The sequence below is a fragment of the Buttiauxella sp. S19-1 genome, from assembly GCF_022134725.1.
Lineage (GTDB): Bacteria > Pseudomonadota > Gammaproteobacteria > Enterobacterales > Enterobacteriaceae > Buttiauxella > Buttiauxella ferragutiae.
In genome coordinates, this window is the sequence record NZ_JAHWLU010000204.1 from 1 (window position 1) to 4,314 (window position 4,314).

The window sequence follows — 4,314 nt, forward strand, 5'->3', positions numbered from 1 at the left end:
GTATTGCATCCTTTTATCCGCACATATTGAATTAATTGGTAATGATTTTCTTCAGCGATTAGGGGATTTTATAATTAATGGCTCGGAGTGTGGATACTTCAGGCAACTTGTAAATCATAATAATGGGTATTCATTATATGATGTACTAAGTCTCAATAAAAGTTTTCCTAATGGTCATGATTATAAGATATTTACTATTAATGATTATAAAAAGCTTCGATTCAGTAATGCTGGTTCTTTTTTCAAGAAGGAATTCGCTGTGGATAGGCCATTTCCAAATGTTATTGCCAGTGAGGATTATCTGTGGGCTGTTAGTAGATTAAAAGAAGGAGTGAATATCTATTATTTACCAATGTTAGAAATAGCTCACTCACATAATGAGTCGTTTGAAAGCATTACGAAAAGAGTTCGAATCAATAAAATTGCAATGTTCGGTGATAATATACTTTTTAAAAAAATAGTATTAAATTTCTTCGGTATTTTTTTAATGCTAAGCGCAGCTGGTTGCAGCATAAGCAAAGCATTTGGTTACGCTTTGGCTCATGCAAAGGGGTATTGGAAATGAGTTTTTGTGTCATAATTCCGACCTATAATGGCGGTGAGCTTTTTAATAAATGTCTACAAGCTATCGCCGAACAAGATATACAGCCAGATAAGATATTAATTATTGATTCATCATCCTCTGATAATACCGTTGATATCGCTGGTGAGTATACGAGGCATATACATATTATTCCCGCTGAGCAGTTTAATCATGGAGGTACAAGAAATAAAGCCGCTCAATTAGTTTCTGAGTTTGATTTTTTAGTCTTTTTAACGCAAGATGCAATTCTTAATTCACCTAAGGAATTGGGTAATATAATATCATTTTTTGGTGCGGATGAAGATATCTCGGCTGTCTGTGGTCGCCAGTTACCTCATCATGATGCAAACCCATTAGCACAGCATGCGCGTTATTTTAATTATCCAAATCAGTCAAAAATAAAAACAAGAAAAGATATTTCAGTAATGGGGGTGAAAGCCGCTTTTATGTCTAATTCATTTTCAGCATACCGTACCATAGATTTGCTTAGTATTGGTGGGTTCCCCTTGGACACTATTCTTGCAGAAGATATGTATGTAGCTGCTAAATTTTTACTAAACGGCAAAAAAGTTGGTTATTGTGCTGAGGCTCGTGTACGCCATTCTCATAACTATAGTTTTCTTCAAGAATTTAAACGTTATTTTGATACGGGTGTTTTTCATTCGACTGAACATTGGATACAAAATGATTTTGGCAGATTATCTGGCGAAGGAAAACGCTTTGTAATTTCAGAGTTTAAATATTTGCTTAAGCATAACCCTGTATGGATTCCTGTAGCTTTATTATATACTGGAGCTAAGTTTTTAGGTTTTAAAATTGGAAGTCACTGGCAAGCTTTACCAAAAACTTGGTTGCCACGCTTGAGTATGTATAAAAATTATTGGCACCAGAGATAAGCTGGTCCTCAATTACTACAAGTTTTATGTTATCCCCTCACTCAGTTTTCGCGTTTTGTCTAAATCTGATATGCTAAAAATAAAGTAACCGGTTTTACCGGCATGATAATCTCACCTGACAGGAGTATGTAATGTCCAAACAGCAGATCGGCGTTGTAGGTATGGCAGTGATGGGGCGCAATCTGGCGCTTAATATCGAAAGCCGTGGCTATACCGTTTCCGTGTTCAACCGCTCAGGCGACAAAACTGAAGAAGTAATCGCGGAGAATCCGGGCAAGAAGCTGGTTCCTTATTACACAGTTAAAGAGTTTGTGGGATCCCTCGAAACTCCTCGTCGTATTTTGTTGATGGTTAAAGCTGGTGAAGCCACGGACAAAACCATTGATTCCCTTAAGCCATATCTTGAGAAGGGTGATATCCTCATTGATGGTGGTAATACCTTCTTCCTGGATACTATCCGTCGTAACCGTGAACTGTCTTCTGAAGGTTTCAACTTCATTGGCACAGGTGTGTCAGGTGGTGAAGAGGGCGCATTAAAAGGCCCATCCATCATGCCTGGCGGTCAAAAAGCGGCATATGAACTTGTGGCACCAATTCTTAAACAGATCGCGGCTGTAGCTGAAGATGGGGAACCTTGTGTGACCTATATCGGTGCGGACGGTGCTGGTCATTATGTAAAGATGGTTCACAATGGTATCGAATATGGCGATATGCAGCTGATTGCTGAAGCCTATTCTCTATTGAAACATGGTCTGAATCTGTCTAACGAAGAGTTGGCTTCAACCTTTACTGACTGGAATAAAGGTGAACTGAGTAGCTACCTCATTGACATCACTAAAGATATCTTCACTAAGAAAGATGAAGATGGTAAATATCTGGTTGATGTGATTCTTGATGAAGCTGCCAACAAAGGTACTGGTAAATGGACCAGCCAGAGTTCACTGGATCTTGGCGAACCTCTGTCATTGATCACTGAATCTGTGTTTGCTCGCTACATTTCTTCGTTGAAAGAACAACGTGTTGCAGCTTCTAAAGTACTGTCCGGTCCTCAGGTTCAGCCATTTGTAGGTGATAAAACTGAGTTCGCAGAGAAAGTTCGTCGCGCTCTTTACCTGGGTAAAATCGTTTCTTATGCTCAAGGTTTCTCCCAGTTACGTGCAGCATCTGAAGAGAATAACTGGGATCTCAACTATGGTGAGATTGCTAAGATATTCCGTGCGGGCTGTATTATCCGTGCACAGTTCTTGCAGAAAATCACTGATGCATATGCCGAAAACCCAGCCATTGCAAACTTGTTGTTAGCACCATACTTCCAGCAAATTGCTGACGAATATCAGCAGGCGCTGCGTGATGTAGTTTCCTACGCGATTCAGAATGGTATTCCAACACCAACATTCTCTGCTGCTATCTCTTACTATGACAGTTATCGTTCAGCTGTTCTGCCTGCCAACCTGATTCAGGCTCAACGTGATTATTTTGGTGCGCACACTTATAAGCGTACAGATAAAGAAGGTGTATTCCATACCGAATGGCTTGAGTAAAAGTCATATCAGGTGCTTTCTTAAGCGGTCCTTTCGGGGACCGTTTTTTATAAGACTGTTCCGTTATATTTCTTAGTCTATAGTTGATACTCTGTAGGAAATGCAACGTATTGTTAACGACGGTTAAGACGTGTTGCGCTATAGCTAAGTACTTTTTCAAACGTATATTTTGACAACTCTTGTTATACTAACGGCGTAAGCAATTACATCTCTGAACAATTTCGATTAGGGTAATCATGAATCCAGATAACAATAATGCGGTTAAAAACCACGTTGGCGAATCAACTGAAACAATTGATTTAATAGATATTTTAGTGCAGTTAAGGAAAGGAAAAATCACCATCCTTGCTTTCGTTATCGCTGCTGTAGTTATTGCTGTTATCTATTTGTTTGTTGCTAAAGAGAAATGGACCTCTGAGGCTATCATCACGTTGCCGGATTCTGGTCAGATAGCAAATTACAACAATGCAATGTCTATCCTTTATGGGCAGACTCCGTCCAGTACTCCTACTGTAGTTGAAATACAGCAGCGTTTTTTTGGGCGCTTTAACTCAGCATTGTCAGCATTGTCCGAGCAATTAGATAATCAAGAAGAGCGTGAGAAATTAACAATTGTGCAATCGGTTAAAGATCAACCATCCCCACTGAAAGTTAGTTATGTGGCAACAAGTGCCGCGGAAGCGCAAAAAACACTCACAACCTATCTACAACAAATAAACAAACGTGTAGTTACTGAACTGGATGATGACTTAACAACCAGTATCAATTCTAAAATTGATGATCTGAAAGTTGATTTAGCGACTAAAGAGAAAATAGCTCAAGAGAGAAAAGATAAGCGATTGGAGATTCTTAACCAGGCACTGATTGTTGCACAGCAATCCAACATCAAGAATACCCTGGTTCAGCAGGCTGAAACGTTGTCCGAAGATACCTTGTTTGTTTTGGGTAGCGATGCGCTTTCATCAATCATTAAGAATGAATCGACGCGTCCACTACCGTTAGATGATTCTTACTTCAATGCACGACAAACTTTGTTAGCAATTAGTGCATTGAAATCTAAACCAGATACGACGTACTCTTTCCGCTACGTTATGAAACCTAGCCTACCAATACGACGCGATAGCCCAAAAAGCGGTCTAACAATAGCACTGGCGATTCTGTTTGGTTTGATTCTTGGCTCTGGAGTTGTACTAGGCCAAAATGCTATGCGTGATCGCAAATTGACAGCGTAATAATGTGCCTGTTTCATTGTGAATAGAGTAATATTTTCTAATTGAAGCCACTTCATAAGAAG

The 4,314-nt window shown here is 39.4% G+C and carries 4 protein-coding genes; all 4 read left to right on the top strand.

What is annotated here, in order from left to right; genetic code table 11:
* The coding region (locus MES37_RS23715; protein WP_237932763.1) for a hypothetical protein at nucleotides 1-565 on the top strand (565 nt) is incomplete at its 5' end.
* A complete protein-coding gene (locus tag MES37_RS23720) occupies nucleotides 562-1,479 on the top strand; it encodes a glycosyltransferase family 2 protein (RefSeq protein WP_237932764.1) in 918 nt (305 codons plus the stop codon). The genes MES37_RS23715 and MES37_RS23720, both read left to right, overlap by 4 nt.
* 131 nt (nucleotides 1,480-1,610) lie before the next feature.
* Entirely contained in the window at nucleotides 1,611-3,020 is a 1,410-nt protein-coding gene (gene gndA / locus MES37_RS23725; protein WP_237932765.1) for an NADP-dependent phosphogluconate dehydrogenase, read from the top strand.
* A gap of 236 nt (nucleotides 3,021-3,256) precedes the next feature.
* Nucleotides 3,257-4,252 (top strand): LPS O-antigen chain length determinant protein WzzB, encoded by a 996-nt coding sequence (gene wzzB / locus MES37_RS23730; protein WP_237932766.1) that lies wholly within the window; start codon nucleotides 3,257-3,259, stop codon nucleotides 4,250-4,252.
* Nucleotides 4,253-4,314 lie beyond the last annotated feature (62 nt).